Here is a 24,657-nt window from a genome sequence, read left to right as displayed (position 1 = left end):
GGCTAGTTCAATACAGCCTTAATCTAATCATAAATCTGAATTGTCTTGTTCGTCAGCTGGCGGCTCTGGTTCCATCGAGTCTCGCAATACTGGCGCTTCCAGTTCGATTGAATCAACGCGTTGCAAGCCTCTGGGTAATTTATTACCACGGCGGCCCCGCTCGCCTTTATAATGTTCGAGATCACCGGCACTGAGTGACATCCCGCGTTTACCTGCGATGATCCGCACACTTGCTCCCTGCGGAACTACGCTAAGTACTTTGACATACTCTTCACGTGACTGTGCCCGTGCACTGGGGATATTAATAATTTTGTTACCTTTGCCCTTGCCTAATGTGGGTAAATCTTTAAGTGGGAACATTAACATCCGACCTTCAGTCGTGATTGCTAAACACCAATCGGTCTCGATATCGACCACCCGTTGCGGCGTGAGCGTTTTTGCTCCAGTCGGTAATGAAAGGTAGGCCTTACCCGCTTTGTTTTTACTCACCATGTCAGCAAACTTACCGACAAAGCCGTATCCTGCATCAGAGGCCACCAGGTACGCTTGCGCATCAGCTGCCATTAAAACATGCGCAAAGGATTCGCCAGCTACAATGGAGAAGCGCCCTGTCATTGGCTCACCCTGGCTGCGCGCAGACGGCAAAGAATGTGCATCACAAGCAAAGGCACGGCCGGAAGTATCAATGAATACCGCTTGCTGATTACTCCGTCCAGTTGCACTAGCAAGGTACTTATCGCCAGATTTATAGCTTAAGCCCTCGGCATCCACATCATGCCCCTTGGCACAGCGAGCCCAGCCTTTTTCCGATAACACCACGGTAACTGGCTCGGAAGGCACTAACTCTTTCTCTGACAGTGCTTTTGCATCACTACGCTCTACGATTGGCGAGCGGCGGTCATCGCCATAGGTTTCTGCATCAGCAAGCAATTCTTTTTTGACCAGAGTTTTCATGCGCTGGTCACTACCCAACGTCAATTGTAATTTGTCGCGCTCTGCAGCAAGTTCTTCTTGCTCACCACGGATTTTCATCTCTTCCAGTTTGGCCAAATGACGAAGTTTTAACTCTAATATGGCTTCTGCCTGAGTATCAGTCAGACCGAATCGACTCATCAGCACAGGTTTGGGCTTATCTTCGTTGCGAATAATCGCAATGACTTCGTCGATATTCAGGAAAGCAATCAATAAACCTTCAAGAATATGTAAGCGCGCTAATACCTTATCAAGGCGATACTGCAAGCGGCGCGTGACTACGTCTTTGCGGTAAACTAACCATTCAGACAGGATGGTTTTAAGATCTTTAACCTGCGGGCGCCCATCTAGGCCGATCATGTTAAGGTTGACGCGATAATTCTTCTCAAGATCAGTCGTGGCGAACAAATGCTGCATTAACTGTTCGGTATCGACACGATTAGAGCGCGGTGTGATCACCAAGCGAGTTGGATTTTCATGATCCGATTCATCACGCAAGTCACTCACCATAGGGAGCTTTTTAGCTTGCATCTGCGCTGCAATTTGCTCCAAAATTTTGCCGCCAGAAGCTTGGTGCGGTAGTGCTGTAATGACAATATCACCGTTTTCTTCGTGAAAAACTGAACGCATTTTGATCGAGCCACGACCACTCTCATAAATCTTAGCGATCTCACTTCTTGGAGTGATGATTTCGGCTTCTGTTGGATAATCAGGCCCCTGCACTATCTCTAACAGCTCAGACAGTTCAGTACGACTATTATCTAATAGTTGAGCACACGCATTAGCCAGTTCACGCACATTGTGCGGAGGCAAATCCGTTGCCATACCAACAGCGATACCAGTGACGCCATTAAGTAAAATGTGTGGTAAGCGTGCCGGTAGCACTTTAGGTTCTTTAAGTGTGCCATCAAAATTGGGGATCCAATCGGCAGTTCCCTGGCCCAATTCGTTCAGTAACACTTCACTGAATTTCGACAGCCTCGCTTCGGTATAACGCATCGCCGCAAAAGATTTCGGGTCATCCGGTGCGCCCCAGTTACCTTGACCATCGATCAATGGATAGCGGTAGGAAAAGGGCTGCGCCATTAGCACCATGGCTTCATAACACGCGCTGTCGCCATGCGGATGGAACTTACCAAGCACGTCACCCACTGTCCGGGCGGATTTCTTGTATTTGGCATTAGCGCTTAAGCCAAGATCTGACATCGCATAAATAATGCGTCGCTGCACCGGCTTTAAGCCATCACCAATGTGTGGCAAAGCCCGATCCATGATCACATACATGGAATAATTTAAGTAAGCATCTTCGGTGAAGCGCTGCAGGGGAAGTTGCTCAACGCCATCCGCGTTGATCGTAATGTTGTCACTCATAAGCTAGTTGTACTGTATTTTTGCTGTTGTTTTGGTAACAATGACGTTTGAGTTTTCTCATCATAAACGATTCAATGCCAGAGTGATATGAGCTTTACGTGTAATATGCCAATAAAAATTAAGCGTCACCTCAATAGCCTCATATCTAAAGGGAGCATTGTTGCTACCAATTTATTACTGATGTTTGTGCTTGGCACGTCGCAACTCGCCCATGCCCAAATCGCGATGCAGATTTTAGATAAGGATGACAGCGTCAGGTTGTCAGATAATTTTTTAGTTTTGCGTGAAGGTAGTAACGAGCTGCAGATAGGCGAAGTGATGGATTCGCGTCAACTGTTTAGTTGGACTTCCAAAGAGAATCCGAACTATGGCTTTAGCGACAATGGCTTGTGGTTGATGGCCACGTTCACCCATTTTACTGACAATCTTAATTGGGCTATTGATGTCGATTTCAGCCAGTTAGAAAAGGTTGACTTTTATCTAGTTGCGAACAATGAAATTATCGCCCGCTCACAGCAAGGCAAGTTGCGCGCCGAGCAGGCCTATCGCATTCCAATTTTGCGTGCAGAAATCCCAAGTAGTACGCCTATCCAGCTATATCTGCGTATTCAAAGTAGTAGCTCAAGCTTAATTGCTCCAGTCACCATCCGCTCTGAAGCACAACACGTTAAATCAATGTTGATCGACAGTCTTTTGTGGGGCATGTTTTATGGTGGCTTGATTATCTTAGCCATATACAACCTGGTGCTCTTTTTTAACGTTAAGGAGCAAAGCCTGCTTGCATACGTTGGCTATATTTCAACAGTCTTACTCTGGCAGTTCGTTTGGGGAGGGCATATTCACCTACTCGAGAGCGACGTTTTATACCCTTGGCTGATTGAGCACACCCACTTAATTTTTATCATTATTGGCCTCAGTAGTGGGATATTTACGTTTACCTTTCTCGATACTGCTAAAACAGCGCCTAAGGCTCACATTATTGTCATGCTCATGCTCTATCTGCAGGCAATATTAGGCGTAGCATCATTGCTTAACTTTATTCCCCCCATTTGGCTGAATGGAACTATTTATGCTGTTGGTGTTCTCGCCATCTGCAGCTACATTGCCGCCGGTTTTGAAAGCTATTCCAATCAATTTCAACCTGCTCGCTATTTTATTTTCGCTTGGGGGATGTTGGCGGTCGGTGCAGTCGTTGGAATTTTAAGTTTGATCGGCTTTTTACCCTCCAATCGCTTTACCGCGTATTGTTTTCAAGTCGGGGTTTTTCTTGAAGCCTGCATATTCTCCTTGGCGCTGATGGAAAAAAGTCGCACTCAGTTGGAAAGCGAAGTAGAACAAGCGACAACCGATTTACGCAATAACATGGAGTTAATCGAAGAACAAAACGCGCGATTAGATATTGCCCGCAAAGATGCAATTAAAGCGAGTAACGTAAAATCTCAATTTCTGGCGAATATGAGTCACGAAATTCGCACCCCATTAAATGCCATCTTAGGATTTAGTCGGGAACTCTTGCATGCAGCCCTGCCCCCGGACAAACAAGAACAGGTAAAAATTATTAATGGTGCTGCCGATGGGTTGCTCACCATCGTTAACGACATCCTCGATTTTTCAAAAATTGAAGCCGGCAAACTGCAACTCAATAACCAGCCATTTGCGCCCAACCAATTGCTTGAAGATATGGTGAGTTTGATGGCTAAGTCTGCCCATCAAAAACAGCTAGAATTTATTTTTGAGCTCGGTCAATTACCCGACAAACTGATTGGCGACGTTTATCGGATCAAGCAAATTCTCAACAATTTACTCGGCAACGCGATTAAATTTACCGCTAGCGGCAGTATCACTTTTAGCGCACAAGGTAGACATCTGCCGCATGGATTGTACGAATTACAGCTGGTTGTCGCAGACACTGGAATTGGCATCAGTCGCCAAGATCGAAAGAAACTATTCAATGCCTTTTCGCAAGTAGATGACGCACTGAACCGGAATTTCCAGGGAACGGGTTTAGGTCTGGTTATTTCCCAGGAATTGGTGCGTCTAATGCGTGGCCAGTTAACTCTCCAAAGCACACCCGGTCAGGGCAGTACATTTTGTGTGAAACTGCAAATGAATCAACTCAGCAACCGCTACTATCTTAGCCCTAGCGAGGAGTGGCGTGGTAAGCATGTGGTTATTTATGATCCATTGCCAACAACGCGTCATGCGAGTGCCAAATTATTAAAATTACTTGGCGCAAATGTCACCAGCATCGAATCACTCGCATTTCTGAGTGAATATGATGGGCAGGAGCATAATGTTGATTTCCTGTTTGCTTGCTTACCTCAGTATAAACTGGAACATCGCAATGATGTGCTGAGCCACTTACTGCATTTTAACGCCGGTAAACGGATCTTAATGTATTCAGGACCGGACCCCTTCAATCATTATCCAAGCTTAAGTCAGCACTTTAATACCCAACTTAGAATGCCCTTAACACCGAACAAAATCGATAGCTTGTTACAGACACAACAATCAACTGATAACAGCCCTGACAACGCGCGTCTTAATCAACTGCCAAAAGCTACCGTGCTCGCAGTTGATGATATGGAAATGAATTTGCGTCTAATTGAGACCTGGTTGCGTGACTCTCCGGTATTGTTGACGCTGACACAAAGTGGTGCAGAGGCGGTTCAGGCTTGCCAAAAACAGGCTTTTGATATTATTTTGATGGATGTGCAAATGCCAAATATGGATGGCTTACAAGCTACCCAACTCATCCGGCAAAGCGAAAACAACGCGGGGACGCCCATTATTGCGGTAACCGCTCACGCATTCAAAGAAGAGCAGGAGCGTTTGATGGCTTCAGGAATGGACGACTACTTACCCAAACCTGTCGAACTCTCTCAGCTTATCGATGTCATCAATCGCTGGTGCGTGAACCATGACGTGAAGCCCGAAAAACAGCCCAGTATCGACTGGGCGTTAGCACTAAAACGAGCCAATGGTAATGAAAATACCGCGGTCGAGCTGTTAGATGCGTTTATCAGTCAGTTACCTTCCTGCATCGAACAAATTGAGAACGCCTGGCATAGCGCCCAGTATGAAGTACTGTTGCAGCAAATTCATCGCATCCATGGCGCTAGTTGTTATACTGGAGTGAGTCATTTTCAGGCGTTATGCGACGAGTTAGAGTCAGCGTTAAAACGTCATCAGTTGGACATTCTTGCGAACTTAATACCTAACTTAATTACCGAGAGTGAGTCGGTCATAAAGGAAGGCTTGGAATGTTTAGATAAGCGGCGTTACTAGACGGGGGTGTTTTCCTGCTGACGCTGACTAATTTGTTCCTGACAACTGCGCAGCAATACGACAAATTCAGCGACTGGACGATCAAGTTCAGCGGCTGCAATGTATAAGTCATAGCCTAATCGATCACGCAATTTGCGCATCCGGTGCGCCAGCATGGCTTTGATTCCGCGCAAGACCTCACCACTATCCAGTTTAAACGTATCGTCTTCCAACAAGTCAGCGCTGCCACAGCTGCCCGTAGCGCAGTTAGCCTCTGGATTTTGCAAAAGTAATGGGCGCTGCTCCATCAAAATATTGGTAGCTAAGCGTGGCGAAATTGCGTTAATAACAGAAGCGGGGTCGCGCAGCCGTATGCCGACCATTTCCAGATCATGACTATTTAAACCTCGCGTGACACGCGGTGCGTCAATGCGTTGAATATTATCCCAACTCACCAGCCATTGGCCATTACGATGGTTATAGCGGATCCCAGCAGCAGATATTTCCAGACTAAAGTCAGGCTCACGGATCTTGAACCAACCCATGATAACGCCGACAATGCCGGCGCTAGCGACAAAAACCCCAGCCAAAAACAAATACTCCCGAAACAACGAGAGAATAGTAAACCCCGCGACAATTAGCGCACAACCAATAAGCGTTGTCGTAATACCATTGCGCTTTGACTGTGCGCGGATGTGAATAATAGGGTCATTGCCAGACATAAAAATACACCAATAACATGATACAGCCCCACAAGATAATAAAGCGCCAACGCCTGCATGTTGGGCAGTTTGTGCTCCACCAACTGTCTGTTTGCTTGCGTTTTGTCATCGAGTAAGGACACTTATTTGTTTAATTGGTATATACGATAGTATGACTTATTCAGCTCACCAACAGAATTTTACGCCGTCACTTGTGGTGTACTGGAAGCATTGACCTGATGCCTTTTCGCTCTGACACGACACAACCAAGCCACAATTGATGGAGTGAATAGCAATGAAAGGATAACCGAAAAGCCAACCCCACCAGCCAACACAACGGCCAACGGTGGCCAGAAGGTCCCCTCACTGAACAATAATAAAGGCACAAGTCCGCCAACCGTAGTGAAGGTCGTTGACAAGATATGTCGGCTACAACTCATGGTTTCAGCAATAATCGCCTGGGTGTTTCCCTGCTTGGCTTCAGGGTTTCCATTAATCGCAGCTATCACCACAATTGAGCCATTAATCGCTACCCCTATCAAACCGGCACATCCAAGCAAAGGATTAAAACCAATCGGTAATCCACTGATCCAGAGACTGAAAAAGCCTAATCCGACGGAAAGAATCGCCACCAAGACAATCACTCCGGCCATGCGTACGCTACTGAACGTAAGGATCAAGGTCGTAACCATGAGTACCAGTAACACTGGAGCATAGGTTGCAAGCTGTCCTACCGCTTGTTGTTGCTCGTCAGCATCGCCCGCCATTTTTATGCGATACCCTTGCGGCAATACAATATCGCCATTCTCTAGTTTTTCACGCAGTTGATTAGAGACGTCAATCGCCGGGACGCCAGGCAATAAAAAAGCTTGAATACGATTAAGGCGCTCACCATTTTTGCGGGTAATACCTGAGATTGTTGGCTCTAAGATAAAATCCCCTAATGCCGCAACCGTGGTTGCTGCAGAACCATTTCCTGCACCTCCTTGCAAGGGTTGATTGGCAATGTCGATCATCGATTCACGTAAGTCATTGCTTAATCGCACCCGCACTGGAATATCTTCTGTTCCTTCTAGCACCGAACCACCGATCTGGCCGCGCAATGCGGTTTGTAGCTGTTGCGCAATACTCGACAGCGACAGCGCTGCAAGTTCCGCTTCATCACTGACAGTATTGAGCCGTAGCTCGGGCTCCGTTTGGGTAATTGAGGCAATTGATTGCGTGATCCCAGGGATCTCTGTCATAGCCAAGCTGACTTGCATACCAAGCTCGGTCAACGTTTCTAAATCAGGTCCAAAAATATCAACTTCAATAGGCGCAGCAATCGGTGGGCCTTGTCCAAACGCGCGCACCACAATTTTCAGATTGGTAAACTGGGTACTTAATTCATCTTGCAACTGCCCAATCAATTCAGCGGCCGCACTTACTGACTCTGCAGTGATAACAGCGTTAGCGAAATTGGGCGTATTATCGCGCTTCATGACCTGATTGTAATATACGGATGGTGCCGAACCTCCAACGAGCCAAGTCACTTGCTTAATTGCTGGATAATTACGTAAGGCATTGTCTAACCGCAAGGTATCAGCCTGCGTTTGTTCGATACCAGTACCATCGGCTGTCCATACGTAGATTTCGAACTGATCACGATCAGCACTTGGAAAAAATACGTTCGCTAGTTGCCCTGACAGCACAAAGCCACTTAAACAAAATAGGGTCACCAAAGGCAGTGTTACTAACGGTCGCCGGATTGCACTGAGCACCAAGGCGCGAAACATGCTGCTAATTGCCGGCATTTGCCAGCCGGCTAAATACCAAGCGCGAGAAGCCGCTGGTGCTCGAGACAGGAAGCGCGCAGCTAGTGCCGCAATAATCGTTAAAGAGATAAACAAAGAACCGATCAGAGCCATCACCACACTGATGGCTATTCCACCAATGAAGTCGCCAATATTCCCACTAAGCAAAAACACCGGCATAAAACCTAAAATGGTAGTTAGCGTCGAAGCTGTGAGTGGCGCAAACAAATGCTTTAAGGTTTTCTCCAACGCTTGAGTGCGCGACAGACTATGATCTTGCAAGTTAAGACGAGTTTCATCGGTGATCACAATGGCATTATCGATCAATAATCCGATAGCAATGATGATCCCAAAAATCGACATCTGATGAATTTGTTCGCCATAAAAGCTCAAGCTGAATAATGCGAATGCCGCACATAGCGGTAAGGCGATACCTACGATAACGGAGGCCTTAATACCCATGAAAATCAGCACAACCAGCATAACAACCGCACAACCCATCAAAAGATTTTGAGACAGTTCAGAAAGGCGTTGCTCAGTGTAGGTGTTCTGTTCAAACACCAGAGCAGTGCTTAGGGTTCCCTGAAACTCATTGGTAAAACCCTCTTCTACCGCCTTTACGGCCGTGGTCCACTGGTCGACACGAACAGTTGTCTGCATGCGTGCAGCCACAAAGATAACTTGTTCACCATCAACGTAAGCAATATCGTTCATCGGCTCCTGATATTGACGTTGAACAGTAGCAACATCACTCAGCCGCAAGAACAAGCCGTCGTCATTCAGTAGTGGAATATTGCGTATTGTATTAAGACCAGCCAAAGGTTCTGCCACTTGGAGGCGAATGTTTTTTGCTTCAGTGTAAATAACACCCGCTGGCAGCTTGGGATCAGCGGCACGTATAGCCTGAGCGACTTGAGTAATAGAGAGACCGACCTGCGATAAACGTTGCGGATCAATATTTACCACAATCTCTTCTTCTGGATCACCGTAAATTCGCACCAACTCGGTTCCCGACACATTGCGTATGCGATCGGCAAATTCATTGGCTAGACGTGTAACCATCGACATTGGGGTTGTGGCTGGAAAGTTTGGCTTTAGTGCATACAGTACAGTAAACGCAGTCGCGCCACGCTTTTCATCCAACACCGGCTCACCTGCGCCATCAGGGAACTGTTCAGCCACTTCTGCGATGGCATCACGAACCTCTGAAAACAGTTGTTCATTGGTGGAGTTATCAACCCAATCTTGTAACTCGATTGAAATGACCGAAATCTCGGCCCGTGACGTTGATTCAATCTCTTTTATTTCAAATATTTCGCGTAACCTGTCTTCGATTACATCGGTAACCAGAGCCTCTACCCGTTCAGATGAGGCCCCCGGATAGGGCGTGATGACTAGCATATTGCGAGTATCAATGCGTGGGTCTTCCAAGCGCGGCAAATTGGTTAACGCTGAGTAACCCGCCACTAAAATAATGACCATGCTTAGTAGCAGTAAATGACCGCGCCGAAAAAACAACGAGTACCAGCTATAAGCTTCATGCTGATTGGTAGGTTGCATTATCTGCGCTCCGCAATAGCATCATTAATTACCGACTTGGCTGCGACTTTTTGCCCCGGTGCCAACCGATGGGTACCGGAAACAACTATTTGCATATCTTCGCCAATTGCGCCACGAATAAACGCAAACTCTCCGTCGCTGTATAAAATCTCGATGGCGCGAGGAACCACTACTGCTGCGCCTGGCTGCTCTACCGTATAAATATTCCATAAGCCACGAACGCCGTGGCTCAGTGCAGCCAACGGAACCCAGGCCCCCGCTTCGTTGACCGTGATATTCAAATCAAGTGCAAGTAAATCACCTGGCAACAAGTACTTGCTCGCCGTTTCTGCTGCCGGTTGCAGTTGGAAAACCGCATCAATACTACGCGTCATTTGATTTCTTTGTTGGCCAACAGCCCGCAACATAGCAGGGTAAGCGTGGTTTTCTCCGCGCAAAGTGTAAGTTTCACCGATACTGATCTGCTGCACTAAATCCGCAGGCATTGGCAGACGGACTTCCGTCGCACCGTCTGCTAATAGCTCAAAAACCGCCTGGCCTGCGGCCACGACAGTTCCTTGATCGACAAAGCGTGCTGTCACAACACCTGCGAAGGGGGCCCGCAGTTGACTTTTGTCAATGTTAACCTGAATGCTTTCAACCCCGGCTTGAGCTTCATTTACTGCCGCTGCAGCAGCATCTACACGTTGGCGAGCTTCATCTAAACGTTGTTGTGATTCCAACCCCTTGGCGACTAAATCAGTAATTCTCTGCAATGTACTCTGCGCTAAGGCAGAGTCAGCCTGTGCCCGTTGAAGTCTTGCCGCACCTTGTTTTAATTGACTCTGGAGTAGCACGACATCCAATTGTGCGAGCAACTGACCTTGAGCAACGCTGTCACCATCGTCCACTAAGACCTCTGCTACTAAACCGCTTAATTCAAATCCAGTGCGTGCAGCTTGCGCTGATTCAACCCGGCCGACGATGCGATGCATTTTTTGATAACTGTCTTGCCATTGCAGTGCGCTGACCTCAACCGTTGCAATATTGCGAGGTGTTTCTGTGCCTGTCGCTTTACCCTGTCCAGACATAAACAACAGAGTAAAGAGGCTTAAAAAGCAAACAACGACGATACCCAAGAGGGAAAATTTAGATCTGGTATCAGACATTCAATGGTTTCCTGAAATAATTACTGGACTATCCAGTTCATTATGTGGAATCGTAGTTCAAATTTACTGGACTGTCCAGTTTGATAATTATACGAAAAAGTAATAACGCATGAACATTTTTTAAACACAGTTTAACTCTCCTTACGTACCCGCAATGTCGTCGGTTTAGCCCGTTGGGATAAAAATAAGAGATTACGTGCAGCAAAAGACTAAAGTCTAACGACGCCCGCCGATTAACTTGCTACAATTGCGGCGTTTCAATCCTAGCCTGAAGAATTGCGATGAATTCATTTACTGGTCAACACATCTTATCGGTAGAGCAATTTGATCGAGCCGCCATCGAACAAGTATTTCGCGTCGCAGACAGCATGCAGCCTTATGCCCTTAGGCAAAAGCGCACAACCGTGTTGAACGGGGCGATTCTGGGCAACCTTTTCTTTGAAGCTAGCACTCGAACTCGGGTCAGCTTTGGTACCGCATTTAACTTGCTTGGCGGCGAGGTGCGCGAGACCACAGGTATGAGCTCTTCGGCCTTGGCAAAAGGAGAATCGCTGTTTGATACAGCTCGGGTGTTATCCGGGTATTCCGATATTATTGCGATGCGCCACCCGCAATCAGGCTCTGTAGCAGAATTTGCAGAAGGCAGTCGTGTGCCAGTGATCAACGGTGGCGATGGCGCTAATGAACACCCCACCCAAGCGCTGCTTGATTTGTATACCATTGATAAAGAATTACGTGCTCACGGGGCCAAAATCGATCACTTACATATTGCCATGATCGGTGATCTTAAACATGGCCGTACAGTGCATTCGTTGTCAAAATTGTTAGCCTTATTCAAGCAAGTGCACTTTACCTTGATCTCGCCAACCGAACTTGCGATGCCAGACAGTGTCATTGATGTCATTACTCAGTATGGTCATCAAGTAACGATCACTGATCAATTAAGTGGTAGCGTAGATGCGGATATTTGCTATCAAACCCGTATTCAAGAAGAACGCTTTACCTCGCAAGAAGAAGCGAATAGATACCGCGGTAAGTTTCGCCTTAATCAAGATATTTACACCAAACACTTCAAATCAAACACTGTCATTATGCATCCGCTACCGCGTGATTCCCGAGCAGAGGCAAATGAACTCGACAATGATCTAAACCTAAATCCGAATTTAGCCATATTCAGACAGACAGATAACGGTGTTTTGGTTCGAATGGCACTCTTTGCCCTTACACTAGGTGTCGAAAATATCGTTAGCCAATACGATCGTGATGTCGTTTGGCATACCAATAAGTAAAAGATGAGAGTTTAATGCAAAAATCAGAAGTCCTATTTACCCGCGCCCAGAAAACGATTCCCGGCGGTGTGAATTCTCCCGTTCGAGCGTTTAAAGCGGTCGGTGGAACCCCGCGGTTTATTACCAAAGCTGACGGCCCCTATATCTATGATGTTGATGGTAAGCGATACATCGACTATATCCAGTCGTGGGGCCCCATGGTCTTGGGCCACAACAATCCGACAATCCGCGAAGCAGTTGTCAATGCAGCACAGAACGGCCTTAGCTTTGGTGCCCCAACCGAAGCAGAAATCATAATGGCAGAACTGGTTGCTGAGTTGGTTCCGTCCATGGAAATGGTGCGCATGGTTAATTCGGGAACTGAAGCAACAATGTCAGCCATCCGCTTGGCGCGTGGCTATACTAATCGTAATAAGACGTTGAAATTTGAAGGTTGCTATCATGGCCATGCTGATGCGCTATTGGTCAAGGCGGGCAGTGGTGCACTGACACTTGGTGTCCCAAGCTCTCCGGGTGTGCCAGAAGACTTTGCAAAGCATACCTTAACTGTAGAATACAATAATCTAGACAGTGTGCGTCAGGCCTTCGTGGAACACGGTGATGACATTGCCTGTATTATTGTTGAACCCGTGGCCGGCAATATGAACTGTATTCCGCCGGTTGAAGGCTTCTTGCAAGGTTTGCGGGATATTTGTGATGAGTTTGGTGCGGTACTGATTTTTGATGAAGTCATGACCGGCTTTCGAGTTGCGCGTGGTGGAGCGCAAGAACGCTATGCAGTGACTCCAGATCTAACCTGCTTGGGTAAAGTCATCGGTGGCGGTATGCCGGTAGGCGCATTTGGTGGTAAACGTAAAATCTTGGAATATGTTGCCCCCACTGGGCCGATATACCAAGCGGGCACACTATCAGGAAATCCAATTGCAATGGCTGCAGGTTTAGCAGCATTAAATCAGTTACGTGACCGCGCGATGTATCAAGAGATTTTCACTCAAACTGAGCGTTTGGCTAAAGGTTTTACCGCATGTGCAGAGCAACACGGTATTCCAATGACATATAATATAGCTGGTAGCATGTTCGGTATCTTCTTTACCGATGTAGATAAGGTGACTAATTATCAGCAAGCCATCAGTTGCAATACAGCGCAATTTAATGTTTTTTATCACGCTATGCTAGATGAAGGTGTTTATTTAGCGCCCGCCTCTTACGAAGCTGGGTTCGTGTCCAAAATGCATACATCAGAGATAATTGACGCAACCCTTGCTGCTGCAGACAAGGCATTTGCTAAAGTCGCAGCGATGTAACGAGAGTAGATAAGTAATGGATATGATGGTTTGGGTTTTAGCACTATTAATCGCCTACAGCATTGTGGTGACAGTATTGTTAATGCGACGCAAATCATCACCCGAGCAAAACGCCGATAACGAACTAACTTCACCAGCGGAGACTCCAGTCATTTCTCCCTACGTCGCTTTGGTCGAAGGCGATATTGCCAACGAACAGTCGCGTTTTCAGGATAAGGCTGATGAGGCTTTGCGCTTAACTCAAACATTTCAAAAGTTTGTGCCGCGCCAGTTTGTTGATCATTTTGCCAAGCACGGCTCCAGTAGTCTCGAGCTTGGCCGCGCTGATGAAGATGACGTAGCAATCTTGTTTTGTGATATTCGCGGCTTTACTGGCTTGTCTGAGAAAATGAAACCGCAGGAGCTAATGAAGTTTCTCAACTCATACTTTCTGCGCATGAACGATCCCATTCATCAAAACGGTGGATTCATCGATAAGTTTATTGGTGATGCCATTATGGCACTCTTTGATCATCCTGATGGCACGGAACAAGACAAAGCCAATGATGCGCTGAGTGCAGCAATCGACCTAAACAAAGCGCTACTGGTGTATAATCACCACCGCGCTAACTCAGGCTATGACCCGATAAGGATCGGTATCGGTATTCACTTTGGTGCCGTAATCATAGGTACGGTTGGTTCTGATGACCGTATGGACACAACGGTCATTGGCGATAGCGTTAATATTGCCAATCGCTTGGAGGCACTGGCTCCTATTTACCATGCTGACATTGTCGTTAGTGAACAGTTACTGATCACGGCTAACAATCCGGATATCCGTTATCGTACTTTGGATTGGGTTAAAGTGAGAGGGCGCCAAACGCCATTAAAAATATATGAAGTCTTGGGGCACATGCCCAAAGCCTTACAGTCTGAAAAACTGGCGATCAGTGAGCTCATAGAAGGCAGTCTGCAGGCGCGAATAGAACAACGTTTCGATGATGCCTTGGATCTATTGCACAAAGCATTAGTCGAAAGCCCGAATGACCCATTGATCATTCACCACATTGACGTCTGTCATCGCTACAAAAAGCTAAATCTTCCTGACGATTGGGATGGTGCTTTTACCTTGTAGCTTGGTCGCGGATAAAGCTCACTGATGGCGCAAAAAACGCTGCGCCAGTTTCTGCAGCAGTGAAATCTAATAAACGATCGTAGTCACCATTATCATCCCCAAAAATCCGACTGTGCAGTTGCCGTTTAAAGGCCTTCCCCGCGGCAGAACAGGTGACCATAAACAAGCCTAATTCATGCATATCGCCATACGGCATGGACTGATCCAATATGGGAACAGGCTTACCATCAGCGTCTAAAGCTTGCATTCGCAAGAAGTGTGAACTGGCACTTGCTTCAGCACTTTCAGTATGGTGCTGCTGGGTAACACCCATGATCTGTTCTTGCTGACGTTCGGTTAACGCTTGCCAGCGCCGGAAATCATGTCTAAAGCGCTGTACATGAATATAACTACCACCGGCGAATAATGGGTCTTCGTCACCAACAATAGTGATATCCAACTTCTTTAGTCCGCGCGGATTATCAGGCGCCAGCAGAAAACCCGTAAAGTCGCGCCCGTCTAGATAACGAAAGGCATGCACCTGCTCGACCAGTTCGACATGTAAGCGAAACAAATCCATGATATCCAAACCCAGTGCAAAACAGATATCCTGTCGGTCAGCACGGATCTGAATAAATAGATCACATGGTGTTGCGGGTGCGCAGCGATCCTCGCATTGCATATCTGGAAATGGACTCAACTCACTGGGGTAAGCTTCAGGGTAGACTTCGGGCCAATAATTGACCCCGATTGCCACCATACCTGTAACCATTGCCTCATAATGCTCATTGTCGTAGTGGTCAAACAGTTCTAGCGTTTTTGCCAGCTTGGCGCGAATAGCATGAGTATCTTCATCAACCACGTTGAGCAGCAGATATTGAGCATGTAAATTGGGTTCAGCGCAAACACCTTTTTGTGGTTGGGTCATGTGTTTTCCATTAAAAACCAGCAGCTTGTCCGTCTTTTCGCGACTCTGATGCTCCATAGTATACACCAGTCTTAGGGTCGCGCATGATCGCTTGATAGCCCCCAAAGACACCGAGCGTATCGCGCAATGTGTGGCCTTTTTGCATTAACTCTCTGCGTACTTTTGGTGCAAAACCAGACTCTAAACTAATGTAGCCGCCATCTTGCATTATCTCGCCGGTAGGTTGGCTGGAGCCACTGTGCACTATTCGCGGCGCATCACCCGCTTCTTGCAGATTCATTCCAAAGTCGATCAGATTCATGACAATTTGCGCATGCATTTGTGGTTGTGTTCCACCTCCCATTACTCCAAAACTTAACCACGGTTTGCCATTGTGCGTTACAAACGCCGGGATGATGGTATGAAATGGTCGCTTACCGGGGGCGTAAGTGTTCGCATGCCCTTCTTTTAAGGTAAACATCTCTCCACGATTTTGCAGTACAAAGCCGAGATCGGGCGGCGTCATTCCAGAGCCCATGCCGCGATAGTTGCTTTGGATCAAAGACACCATATTACCTTGTTGATCAGCAACGGTAAGGTATATCGTGTCACCTTCATATTTGCCTGCATCATAACGCTTCGCCGCACGATTCAAATCGATCAGCTTGCGTCGTTGTTGCGCATAAGGTTTCGAAATAAGCCAATCCACAGGGATTTCGGCAAACGCGGGATCAGCGTAGAACTTGGCCCTGTCTTCAAAAGCCAACTTCTTACTTTCGACAAACGCATGTACATAGTCAGACGAGCCGAATCCCATGCCTTCAACGTCAAACTGCTCCATGATATTCAAAATTTGAAGAGCCGCGATACCTTGACCATTTGGAGGCAATTCCCATACATCATAGCCGCGGTAATTAGTCGCCACCGGGTCGACCCAGTTTGACTTATGGTTTGCCAAATCTTCGTAACGTAAAAAACCACCTTGTGCCTGCATATAGGCAGCAATACTGCGCGCGATATCACCTTTGTAAAAGGCATCGCGCCCGCCTGTAGCAATTTTTTCATAGGTAGCAGCAAGGTGTGGATTAGTGAATATTTCTCCCTTTTGCGGCACATCACCGTTGGGCATGAAAACGTCTGCAAAACCGGGATACTCGCCAATACGTGACTTATTTAATGCGAAGTAATAAGCCACCAACTCAGATACTGGAAAACCTTCTTTTGCATAAGTAATGGATGGCGCTAACACTGCTGTCATGGGAATACTGCCAAACCGTTCATGCAACATAAACCAACCGTCTACTGCACCAGGCACTGATACCGGTAATGGCCCGAACTTCGGAATCGCAGTCAACGACTGCTGTTTAAAGTAATCCAGTGTCAGGCTTTGCGGAGAACGGCCGGAAGCATTCAAACCAATCAATTGCTGCGTTTTGGCATCCCACACCAGCGCAAATAAGTCACCACCAATACCACAGCCAGTTGGCTCAACAAGCCCCAACATCGCATTTGCTGCGATCGCGGCATCAATGGCATTGCCGCCCTGTCGCATGATATCCAATGCGACTTGAGTAGCCAATGGTTGACTTGTAGCTGCCATGGCATTAGTTGCAATCACCTCTGATCGTGAGGCAAACGGTTGACCAGTGATCCGGTCATAGCCATGAAGTGGTGAAAAAACACTTAACAGCGTCAGTATTAATATCGCCCGTTTTAGCATTCTGCTAGCTCTTGATTTACATCACATTGCTCTAATATAACGACATCATTGCGCATTTGCCATGTGGTATAGATTGAAACTAGACGCTCGATGCATTTTTCTCGGTTAGAACACGAAAAAAGCCCCGCAATGCGGGGCTAAATGAGGTGAGCAGGCTTTTATAATTATTATCGTTAGCGCGTCGCCTGTCAGAAACGCTGGAAAGCTAGTTAGCTGCGACCGCTAGTGAATTCTGGGTAAGCTTCCAAACCACACTCACTTTGATCAACACCTTCAAACTCTTCTTCTTCTGAGACGCGTACACCCATAATCGCTTTGATTACTAACCAAGCAACCAAGCTAGTTACGAATACCCAAACGAAGATGGTTAATGCGCCGATGATTTGACCTGAGAAGCTAGAATCGCCGTTGGTAACTGGAACCAACAATAGACCCAATAAGCCAACCACGCCGTGCACAGAAATTGCGCCAACCGGATCATCAATCTTCATCTTATCTAAACCAACGATACTAAATACTACTAGAACACCACCTAGTGCACCAAACAGTGTTGCTTGTAATGCCGTTGGAGTGCTTGGCTCCGCAGTAATTGCAACCAAACCAGCTAATGCACCATTCAATGCCATGGTTAAATCTGCTTTACCGAACATGATACGCGCTAGTAATAGGGCAGCTACCAAGCCACCTGCCGCAGCAGCATTAGTATTTAAAAATACCACCGCAACACTATTCGCACTCTCGACTGTTGCCGTGGCTAACACTGAACCGCCGTTGAAACCGAACCAGCCCATCCACAGGATAAATGTACCTAAAGTAGCCAGCGGTAGGTTAGCACCTGGGATTGCTTTGACTGACCCATCAGCACCGTACTTACCTTTTCGAGCTCCCAGAATTAATACCCCTGCTAACGCTGCAGCAGCACCTGCCATATGCACAATACCTGAGCCAGCAAAGTCACTGAAACCAAGATCGCCTAATGTATACATGCCAAATACTGGGTTACCGCCCCACGTCCATGAACCTTCCATAGGATAGATGAATCCAGTCATAACAACCGCGAACAATAAAAATGCCCACAGCTTCATGCGCTCAGCCACAGCACCAGAAACAATGGACATAGCAGTTGCTACGAAAACCACTTGGAAGAAAAAGTCCGCTGATGGCGCATAGGTAGCAGGATCTTCTGCGACACCAGTGGCACCATCTGCCATTAGGCCGTCAAGGAAGAAACCGCCGCCGTACATTATTGCGTAGCCGCATATCATGTACATGATGCAAGCAATTGCGTACAAAGCCACGTTTTTAGTCAGTATTTCAGTGGTATTTTTGGTTCTCACCAAGCCAGCTTCAAGCATGGCAAAACCAGCGGCCATCCACATGACCAACGCGCCGCAAATTAAGAAGTAAAATGTGTCGAGTGCATACCCGAGTTCAAATGTGATTTCCATTATGAGTTCTCCGCAAATCTAGTTTCTGAGGTTACAGCGCTTCAGCATCTGCTTCGCCAGTACGAATACGTACGGCCTGATTAAGGTCATACACGAAGACCTTACCGTCACCGATCTTGCCGGTTTTAGCTGCGCCTACGATCGCCTCCACTAAACGCTCGACCTGATCGTCTAGGACTGCTATTTCCAATTTCACTTTAGGTAGAAAGTCGACTTGGTATTCAGCACCACGGTACAGCTCGGTGTGGCCTTTTTGGCGTCCGAAACCTTTCACTTCAGTAACGGTTAAACCGTCAATGCCTATTTCTGAGATAGCTTCTCTTACATCATCAAGCTTGAACGGCTTAATGATGGCGGTTACTAGTTTCATAGATTGCTCCCACGGGTTGTGTGTGTTTCTGTTGTTTGAGCTTCCCTCACAAGTCTTATGCCAAAAATTTAGATTATAAATTTCAATGGGTTAGAGATTGAGGTGCATGGATAACCCGCTACTTTTGCACTATTTTTGATCTAATTGAAATAAATGCACCACAATAGTGCATTGGATATTGCTTGCTCAAATGGGAACTAATTGATAACTCTTTGCTCTGATTGACCATGATGCTCATGAGTGATGATATTCGCCCCAACCATGCAGTGAAAAAGCCAGCTTCACTGCGCTTCGTTGTGGCTGTTTCATTGTTGGTCCATGTCGGAATAGTTGCTTTGCTGAGCGCGCATAAAAAACCATTAGAACCAAGTGCCAAACCACCTGCCCAAGCCATTAAAGCAAGGATTGTATATCCCACGTTGCCACGCCCCAAAGAGGCGATAAACGTAATGGACAGTGAGCACGCCACTAGTGCTGAAAAAAGTGCACCTGCAAATGCACCAACAGAGCAAGTTTCCCAGGAGCAGAACCCACAATTAATTGAAGCTACGTCCGAACAACCTCTAGTCGGGCTGGACGAAAAGCCCCAAAGTGAACCCAAGCAAGCTTCAACATCAACTTCTGCAACGCGCACAGGAAGCAGTCTGACACGTATGCGAAACCATATCGGTCTAATGCAGCAACAACAACAGCATGCGCTCGCCCAACAGCAATCCACACAGTTTCAACAACAAAAGCAATCACCTGATTTACAAATTCCTGAATATCAAGACACACTGCCCTCGCCACTAGTCAAAGATAAAATTATCAACTGTGACCGTACGGCTGCCAATGTACTGCGAATAGTGAGTCAAATTGCTGGAGGAAACTTGCGTTGTCGCGATAGTACGGATTTCAATCGTTTTATTGAAGAACGGGTTGATAAAAAGTAACGTCGATCATTTCGTCAATTTGACTAATTGAGTGGTCAAATTGATTATTTTTTGTTTTCCATAACCTTTTCAGATCTCGTGCACCTAATTTTAAATTAATTTTTATCTATATTTTTCAACAATTTAAGAAATAATTAAGAGATGGCACAACTATCGCAATAGTGTTTGCGACTTAGTAATACAACTGCCACGCAGTAAACAACAGCGCAGTTAGATCGAATTAAAGAGGAAAATATTATGCAACGCTTATCAACTATTAAAACTGCTGCCGCCTGTCTACTTGCATTATTGAGCACTGGTGCGTTAGCGCATGAAACATCAATCGAGAGCTACATGGATACAATTGTTGCGTCCCATGTCGCCGAAACCACATTTGAACTGAACAACAACACCCAGCAAATTGTAGCCAATACTGCGTATCAATTCGCCCTTGACGGTGAAGACGAAGCAACGATGGTAGCCAAAGTTTCGATTAAAACCTTAACCGCGGAAGAAGCTAAAGCAATCCCAGAAAACGGTGCTGAGTAGGAATTAAGTCATGATTGATCCGATTGTATTATTGTTGGTTTTAATGGTTCCCATCGCTGCGTTTATTATCGCCGGAGCGACCATTGCAACGCTTAGCCAAACGAATAAGATTAAGCGTAATATTCACACCATTAGACCATTAACACAAACAGCCAAGCAGGCATTTGTTTTTCACAACGCGAGTCGTTAAAAACGCCGACTCGCAGCCTGCTTTGCTTTCTTTGTCCGCTCAGGTAACCTTGTATTTTTCCTATCCCAAGGGATCCCTATGGCCGCAGGTAGTCTCCTTACATTATTAGACGATATAGCTACCATTCTCGATGACATTGCCGTTTTATCAAAAGTCGCTGCGAAGAAAACAGCGGGTGTATTAGGTGATGATCTTGCTCTGAATACTGAGCAGGTTTCCGGTGTCAAAGCCGACAGAGAATTGCCCGTTGTTTGGGCCGTCGCCAAAGGTTCGTTTGTTAACAAACTTATTCTGGTACCCAGTGCATTAGTGATCAGCGCATTCGTACCGTGGCTGGTAAACTACTTACTTGTTGCCGGTGGTTTATACCTCTGTTTTGAAGGCGCAGAGAAGCTAATTCATGTCTGGCAGACGAAACGCAATCGCACTCTTGCTCAGGCTGAAGCACATGTGCAGCAATTGCAGCAAACTTCAGTAGCAGACTTACTCACATTGGAACGCGTAAAAATCAAAGGTGCAATCCGTACCGATTTTATTTTATCTGCTGAAATTATTGTTATTATTCTTGGCACGTTGCAGGGTACCTCTTTGACCAATCAGATCGTGGTACTGAGTGGTCTAGCGATATTATTTACCGTCGGCGTATACGGGTTAGTCGCACTTATTGTTAAGCTTGATGATGCCGGTCTGTACCTGTTAAAAGCCTCACTATCAGGCTCGCTGCGTCAGCTAAAAAGACAGCTTGGACGCACTCTTCTTACTGTTGCTCCGCTCTTGATGAAACTACTTTCTATTGTCGGTACAATAGCCATGTTTTTAGTTGGTGGTGGTATCATTACTCATTACGTCGGCTTTGTGCACGCCTTAATTATGCCAATTGAGACCCTGACAAATGCACTTGAGGGTTGGTTACAAACATTTATCGCTATTGGTGTTGAAGGCATTATCGGAGTTGTTGCGGGCGCACTAATTGTAATGATAACAACCTTATGGCAAAGGCTAAAACCAAGCATATCTACTTCTGCGGATGCAGACTAAGCAGCATGCGCGTGAATTATTCCTATTTGTGCTTCTAGTTGGATCTACTATGACACACACTGAGTCTAGTTGTTGGCAATGCCCGCTTTGCGAAACGCCTCTTACGCTCAACCAATCACAATGGCAATGTGCCAATCGGCACTGCTTTGATCGGGCTAAAGAAGGTTATGTCAATCTGCTGCCAGCGCAACACAAGAACAGCAAGAACCCGGGTGATTCAAAAGCGATGGTGGCTGCCCGCCAGCAGTTTCTTAATCAAGGGCACTACGCTCCGCTTGTTGACGCTATCCTAGCGTTGTTAAGATACCACTGCGTCACAACCGACACATTGCGCCTTTTCGATGTCGGCTGTGGTGAGGGGTATTACTCAAGAACACTCAGTGCACTTTTCTCAGCACAGCAGCAGGCAGTCAGCATATATGGTATTGATATTGCGAAAGCTGCCGTACAAAAAGCTGCCAAACAAACAGTAAATGGCCATTTTGCTGTTGCTAGCACTTTTCATATTCCCACTCAGGCAGACGTTTTCGATGCGGCGATCCAAATTTTTGCGCCAGCTTCGCCGACTGAAGTGCATCGTATTTTAAAACCCGGCGGCATTTGGCTTTGTGTTGATCCGAATGAATATCATCTGCAAGAACTCAAGCAGTTGGTTTATGATAAACCCAGCTTGCACAACACTGACACTGCTGTTCCCGCAGGGTTTTCAATGCTAAGTACAGAAGAGTTAACATTCCGAATTAGGCTTGATACGCCTGAGGTTCGTGAGCAATTACTGATGATGACACCATTTTATTGGACCACATCACCAACCAAAGTCGCTCGACTTAAAGCAGAGTTAACGCAAGTTACTGCCAGTTTCCAGCTTAAGCTATTGGTTAAAGATTAAGCTGCAGACTAAGCTGATAAGGCGCTATTCTGCTGAGGCGAGCCAATACCATGTTGATGCATGATGGTTCGGATCTCGTCAATACTTTCTGGATCATCAATAGTTGATGGCGTAACGAAGGATTCATTGTCAGCAATCTGCCGCAACAGTTTGCGCAGGATTTTACCACTGCGAGTTTTGGGCAAACGCGAAACAATCAGCGTCTGTTTTAGACACGCAACCGCACCTATGTCTTGGCGGATCTTATTGACCAATTCCTGTTGTAACTCAGCTTCTTGCATCTGCACACCATCTTTCAACAATACAAATCCAATCGGCACCTGCCCCTTTAAACTATCATTTATGCCGATGACCGAGCACTCCGCGACTGCTGGATGGGCCGCTAATACCTCTTCCATTTCACCGGTTGATAGGCGATGCCCTGCCACATTAATGACATCGTCAGTGCGGCCCATAACGAATAAGTAACCATCTTCGTCAATATATCCACCGTCGCCTGAACAATAGTAGCCCGGGAATTGCTGCAGATAGCCATGGGTAAAGCGTTGATGATCACCCCAGATAGTATTGAGGCAGGCTGGAGGCAAAGGTAACTTAATGGCAATAGCACCTTGCTGATTTGCTTCTACTTGCTGGCCGAACTCGTCTAGTATGTGTACTTGGAATCCTGGTACTGGAAGCGTTGCTGAGCCAGCCTTAATAGGCATATTTGCTAGTCCGGTCGGATTCGCAGCAATTGCCCACCCGGTCTCGGTTTGCCACCAATGGTCGATGACCGGTTTCGTAGTTTTTTCTGCCACCCATTCCAAGGTGGGAGGATCCAGTCGTTCACCGGCCATAAAAATTTGCTCCAGGCGACTAAGGTTGTAGCGTTTGAGTAAGTTGCCATCGGGATCTTCTTTGCGGATTGCGCGAAATGCCGTGGGTGCTGCAAATACAGCTTTCACACCGTATTCAGCGATTACTCGCCAAAAGGCACCCGCATCGGGGGTTCTTACCGGCTTACCCTCATAGACGATGGTGGTGCAACCGTACAACAACGGAGCGTAAACAATATAACTGTGCCCCACGACCCAGCCCACATCAGAGGCCGCCCAAAAAACGTCGCCAGGTTGCATGTTATAAATTGCGTGCATGGAATAATTTAAGGCCACTGCATGGCCCCCATTTTCTCTGACTACACCTTTTGGTTTACCCGTTGTTCCAGAGGTATACAAAATATAGAGTGGGTCGCTACCTTTAACGGTGACGCAATCTACTGGCGATGCGTCGCTCATGGCCTCATGCCAATCGATATCACGCCCACTTTGCAATGACGCGATACATTGCTCGCGCTGCAATAAAATCACGCTTGATGGTTTACATTGACTTTGTTCAATGGCTTGGTCAACCATAGGTTTGTATTCGACAATGCGATTGACTTCAATCCCACAGGAAGCAGTAACTAGCACCTTAGGTTGGGCATCATTGATACGCAGCGCCAGCTCATTGGCAGAAAATCCACCAAATACAACAGAATGTATGGCACCCAGTCGCGCTACAGCAAGCATGGCAATCACGGCTTCTGCAATCATCGGCATGTAGATTATGACACGATCACCTTTTTGCACATCTTGCTGACGCAAAACGTCAGCGAAGCGCGCAACATAGTCCAGCAACTGAGCATATGTATACTTGCTCTTTTGTCCGCTAACGGGTGAATCAAAACATAAGGCGAGTTGATCGCCACGGCCATTTTTAATGTGGTGATCAAGAGCCATGTAACAGGTATTCATCTCGCCATCCGCAAACCAACAGGGCATTCCCTGTGGGTTGCTTGAAAGGATTTGCTTTGGCGCTTTGAACCAAGGTAATTTGGCGGCCTGAGTTGACCAAAATACTTCTGGTTGCTCTATAGATTGCGTGTAAATTGTCTGGTAATTATCTTGCTCTAGGCGCATAACGAAACTCGATTCATTGCTATGCCGCCAAGCCTAGCCGAATAGTCACTAAAGGAACATAAGACTTCAGACGTAGATCCCAGAAGGTTGGCAAAAGACTAATTGAGTCTTATACTCGATACTCGTTAAATAGCACTGCTTTGTTTTTGGGAGTCTAAAATTCATTTAGTACGCTTCGCCGTAAATGCAGTAATACT

General features: G+C 46.6%; 18 protein-coding genes. 9 read left to right on the top strand and 9 right to left on the bottom strand.

All coding sequences use genetic code 11. The features are described 5' to 3' along the window. Positions 1-27: 27 nt before the first annotated feature. A complete protein-coding gene (gene parC, locus CSH92_RS12665; protein WP_100658003.1) occupies positions 28-2,343 on the bottom strand; it encodes a DNA topoisomerase IV subunit A in 2,316 nt (771 codons plus the stop codon). A gap of 180 nt (positions 2,344-2,523) precedes the next feature. Here parC and CSH92_RS12660 point away from each other — a divergent pair, with 180 nt between their 5' ends. Beyond that, positions 2,524-5,631, top strand: coding sequence for a hybrid sensor histidine kinase/response regulator (locus tag CSH92_RS12660; protein WP_100658228.1), 3,108 nt, complete (start codon positions 2,524-2,526; stop codon positions 5,629-5,631). On the opposite strand, the gene CSH92_RS12655 is transcribed toward CSH92_RS12660, so the two are convergent. The 3 genes from CSH92_RS12655 to CSH92_RS12645 all read right to left on the bottom strand — a co-directional run bounded on the left by CSH92_RS12655 (position 5,628) and on the right by CSH92_RS12645 (position 10,812). Continuing rightward, positions 5,628-6,332: a DUF2982 domain-containing protein gene (locus CSH92_RS12655; RefSeq protein ID WP_100658002.1), complete on the bottom strand. Its 705-nt coding sequence runs from the start codon at positions 6,330-6,332 to the stop codon at positions 5,628-5,630. The genes CSH92_RS12660 and CSH92_RS12655 overlap by 4 nt on opposite strands. A gap of 179 nt (positions 6,333-6,511) precedes the next feature. Next, on the bottom strand, positions 6,512-9,664 hold the full coding sequence (locus CSH92_RS12650) for an efflux RND transporter permease subunit (protein WP_100658001.1): 3,153 nt from the start codon (positions 9,662-9,664) through the stop codon (positions 6,512-6,514). Continuing rightward, positions 9,664-10,812, bottom strand: coding sequence for an efflux RND transporter periplasmic adaptor subunit (locus CSH92_RS12645; protein WP_100658000.1), 1,149 nt, complete (start codon positions 10,810-10,812; stop codon positions 9,664-9,666). Before CSH92_RS12645 ends, CSH92_RS12650 begins: the two co-directional genes overlap by 1 nt. A gap of 281 nt (positions 10,813-11,093) precedes the next feature. Between CSH92_RS12645 and CSH92_RS12640 the strand changes: the two genes are divergently transcribed. The 3 genes from CSH92_RS12640 to CSH92_RS12630 are packed head-to-tail and all read left to right on the top strand — an operon-like array spanning position 11,094 to position 14,519. Beyond that, positions 11,094-12,101 (top strand): aspartate carbamoyltransferase, encoded by a 1,008-nt coding sequence (locus CSH92_RS12640; protein WP_100657999.1) that lies wholly within the window; start codon positions 11,094-11,096, stop codon positions 12,099-12,101. 14 nt (positions 12,102-12,115) lie between these two features. Next, on the top strand, positions 12,116-13,405 hold the full coding sequence (gene hemL, locus CSH92_RS12635) for a glutamate-1-semialdehyde 2,1-aminomutase (protein WP_100657998.1): 1,290 nt from the start codon (positions 12,116-12,118) through the stop codon (positions 13,403-13,405). Positions 13,406-13,421: 16 nt separating this feature from the next. Beyond that, complete coding sequence (locus CSH92_RS12630; protein ID WP_240612807.1) at positions 13,422-14,519, top strand: adenylate/guanylate cyclase domain-containing protein; 1,098 nt, start codon at positions 13,422-13,424, stop codon at positions 14,517-14,519. On the opposite strand, the gene CSH92_RS12625 is transcribed toward CSH92_RS12630, so the two are convergent. The 4 genes from CSH92_RS12625 to glnK form a co-directional block, all read right to left on the bottom strand. After that, entirely contained in the window at positions 14,509-15,426 is a 918-nt protein-coding gene (locus CSH92_RS12625; RefSeq protein ID WP_100657997.1) for a Dyp-type peroxidase, read from the bottom strand. The genes CSH92_RS12630 and CSH92_RS12625 overlap by 11 nt on opposite strands. A gap of 10 nt (positions 15,427-15,436) precedes the next feature. Continuing rightward, positions 15,437-17,125 (bottom strand): gamma-glutamyltransferase, encoded by a 1,689-nt coding sequence (gene ggt, locus CSH92_RS12620; protein ID WP_100657996.1) that lies wholly within the window; start codon positions 17,123-17,125, stop codon positions 15,437-15,439. Positions 17,126-17,334: 209 nt separating this feature from the next. Then, entirely contained in the window at positions 17,335-18,573 is a 1,239-nt protein-coding gene (locus CSH92_RS12615; RefSeq protein ID WP_100657995.1) for an ammonium transporter, read from the bottom strand. 31 nt (positions 18,574-18,604) lie between these two features. Further along, complete coding sequence (glnK, locus tag CSH92_RS12610; protein ID WP_100642816.1) at positions 18,605-18,943, bottom strand: P-II family nitrogen regulator; 339 nt, start codon at positions 18,941-18,943, stop codon at positions 18,605-18,607. 236 nt (positions 18,944-19,179) lie between these two features. Here glnK and CSH92_RS12605 point away from each other — a divergent pair, with 236 nt between their 5' ends. The 5 genes from CSH92_RS12605 (at position 19,180) to CSH92_RS12585 (ending at position 22,520) form a co-directional block, all read left to right on the top strand. Continuing rightward, positions 19,180-19,875: a hypothetical protein gene (locus CSH92_RS12605; RefSeq protein WP_124916956.1), complete on the top strand. Its 696-nt coding sequence runs from the start codon at positions 19,180-19,182 to the stop codon at positions 19,873-19,875. 237 nt (positions 19,876-20,112) lie between these two features. Continuing rightward, positions 20,113-20,403: a hypothetical protein gene (locus CSH92_RS12600; RefSeq protein ID WP_100657993.1), complete on the top strand. Its 291-nt coding sequence runs from the start codon at positions 20,113-20,115 to the stop codon at positions 20,401-20,403. A 10-nt stretch (positions 20,404-20,413) separates the two neighbouring features. Then, positions 20,414-20,593: a hypothetical protein gene (locus CSH92_RS12595; RefSeq protein ID WP_100657992.1), complete on the top strand. Its 180-nt coding sequence runs from the start codon at positions 20,414-20,416 to the stop codon at positions 20,591-20,593. A gap of 78 nt (positions 20,594-20,671) precedes the next feature. Beyond that, entirely contained in the window at positions 20,672-21,631 is a 960-nt protein-coding gene (locus CSH92_RS12590; protein ID WP_100657991.1) for a DUF808 domain-containing protein, read from the top strand. A 49-nt stretch (positions 21,632-21,680) separates the two neighbouring features. Further along, a complete protein-coding gene (locus tag CSH92_RS12585) occupies positions 21,681-22,520 on the top strand; it encodes a putative RNA methyltransferase (RefSeq protein ID WP_100658226.1) in 840 nt (279 codons plus the stop codon). An 8-nt stretch (positions 22,521-22,528) separates the two neighbouring features. Here the strand turns inward: CSH92_RS12585 and CSH92_RS12580 are convergent, their stop codons facing one another. Beyond that, entirely contained in the window at positions 22,529-24,460 is a 1,932-nt protein-coding gene (locus CSH92_RS12580) for a propionyl-CoA synthetase (protein WP_100657990.1), read from the bottom strand. Between the last annotated feature and the right edge of the window lie 197 nt (positions 24,461-24,657).

The sequence above is a fragment of the Neoalteromonas flava genome (genome assembly GCF_002807685.1).
In the GTDB taxonomy this organism is placed as follows: Bacteria; Pseudomonadota; Gammaproteobacteria; order Enterobacterales; family Alteromonadaceae; genus Alteromonas_E; species Alteromonas_E flava.
Note: the sequence above shows the minus strand (reverse complement) of the source record. Positions and strands in the feature narration are given on the sequence as shown.

Excerpts from the sequence above, each read along its gene's own strand:
- parC (WP_100658003.1), bottom strand. The coding sequence starts at position 2,343 with ATGAGTGACAACATTACGATCAACGCGGATGGCGTTGAGCAACTTCCC.
- CSH92_RS12660 (WP_100658228.1), top strand. The coding sequence starts at position 2,524 with ATGTTTGTGCTTGGCACGTCGCAACTCGCCCATGCCCAAATCGCGATG.
- CSH92_RS12655 (WP_100658002.1), bottom strand. The coding sequence starts at position 6,332 with ATGTCTGGCAATGACCCTATTATTCACATCCGCGCACAGTCAAAGCGC.
- CSH92_RS12650 (WP_100658001.1), bottom strand. The coding sequence starts at position 9,664 with ATGCAACCTACCAATCAGCATGAAGCTTATAGCTGGTACTCGTTGTTT.
- CSH92_RS12645 (WP_100658000.1), bottom strand. The coding sequence starts at position 10,812 with ATGTCTGATACCAGATCTAAATTTTCCCTCTTGGGTATCGTCGTTGTT.
- CSH92_RS12640 (WP_100657999.1), top strand. The coding sequence starts at position 11,094 with ATGAATTCATTTACTGGTCAACACATCTTATCGGTAGAGCAATTTGAT.
- hemL (WP_100657998.1), top strand. The coding sequence starts at position 12,116 with ATGCAAAAATCAGAAGTCCTATTTACCCGCGCCCAGAAAACGATTCCC.
- CSH92_RS12630 (WP_240612807.1), top strand. The coding sequence starts at position 13,422 with ATGGATATGATGGTTTGGGTTTTAGCACTATTAATCGCCTACAGCATT.
- CSH92_RS12625 (WP_100657997.1), bottom strand. The coding sequence starts at position 15,426 with ATGACCCAACCACAAAAAGGTGTTTGCGCTGAACCCAATTTACATGCT.
- ggt (WP_100657996.1), bottom strand. The coding sequence starts at position 17,125 with ATGCTAAAACGGGCGATATTAATACTGACGCTGTTAAGTGTTTTTTCA.
- CSH92_RS12615 (WP_100657995.1), bottom strand. The coding sequence starts at position 18,573 with ATGGAAATCACATTTGAACTCGGGTATGCACTCGACACATTTTACTTC.
- glnK (WP_100642816.1), bottom strand. The coding sequence starts at position 18,943 with ATGAAACTAGTAACCGCCATCATTAAGCCGTTCAAGCTTGATGATGTA.
- CSH92_RS12605 (WP_124916956.1), top strand. The coding sequence starts at position 19,180 with ATGAGTGATGATATTCGCCCCAACCATGCAGTGAAAAAGCCAGCTTCA.
- CSH92_RS12600 (WP_100657993.1), top strand. The coding sequence starts at position 20,113 with ATGCAACGCTTATCAACTATTAAAACTGCTGCCGCCTGTCTACTTGCA.
- CSH92_RS12595 (WP_100657992.1), top strand. The coding sequence starts at position 20,414 with ATGATTGATCCGATTGTATTATTGTTGGTTTTAATGGTTCCCATCGCT.
- CSH92_RS12590 (WP_100657991.1), top strand. The coding sequence starts at position 20,672 with ATGGCCGCAGGTAGTCTCCTTACATTATTAGACGATATAGCTACCATT.
- CSH92_RS12585 (WP_100658226.1), top strand. The coding sequence starts at position 21,681 with ATGACACACACTGAGTCTAGTTGTTGGCAATGCCCGCTTTGCGAAACG.
- CSH92_RS12580 (WP_100657990.1), bottom strand. The coding sequence starts at position 24,460 with ATGCGCCTAGAGCAAGATAATTACCAGACAATTTACACGCAATCTATA.